The 537-nt window shown below is 21.6% G+C and carries 1 protein-coding gene; it reads left to right on the top strand.

Annotation, left to right across the window (positions count from 1 at the left end; all coding sequences use genetic code 11):
• Positions 1 to 148: 148 nt before the first annotated feature.
• Positions 149 to 451 carry a malic enzyme-like NAD(P)-binding protein gene (locus RI76_RS00465; protein ID WP_017192157.1) on the top strand — a complete coding sequence of 101 codons (303 nt, stop codon included), beginning with the start codon at positions 149 to 151 and terminating at the stop codon, positions 449 to 451.
• The last annotated feature ends 86 nt before the right edge of the window (positions 452 to 537 follow it).

Below are 537 nucleotides of genomic sequence, written 5' to 3'. Positions count from 1 at the left end.
GATTTATTTTAGAAATAGTTAGGTATGAATATAATATTTAAAATTATAATTTATTTTTTAATTGAGCAATACTTTATTTTATAGTTAACGGATATAGTTTAATTAAAATCAAAAGAAGTAATATTTAGCAAATCCTATTTCTTAAATTATGCCAGATGAAGCCAAAAAGGGTGGAGCTAAAGTGATTGCTATGGGCCGTTCTTATTTTCCTAATCAAATCAATAATTGTCTTTCTTTCCCAGGAATTTTTAGAGGCGTTTTAAATGTTAAAGCTACTAAAATTAACAAAGAAATGAAAAAAGCAGTTATTTATGCTTTAAAAAATATTATAAAAATAAACGATTTAAATGAGAATAACATTTTACCAAATTTTCTTAATAAATCAGTAGTTAAAGAAATTTCTTTATCAGTTGCTAAAGCAGCTAAAAAAACTAGTTGTATTAAAAAATAAATATTATAAATTAAAAAAAGGAATCTAATACGATTCCTTTTTTTAATTTATATTCTTAAATCAACTTTTCTATTTCTTCTCTATTA

The organism is Milkweed yellows phytoplasma str. MW1, assembly GCF_000309485.1.
Lineage (GTDB): Bacteria > Bacillota_I > Bacilli_A > Acholeplasmatales > Acholeplasmataceae > Phytoplasma.
The sequence above is the reverse complement of the archived record's forward strand: the minus strand, read 5'-3'. Positions and strand labels throughout refer to the sequence as shown.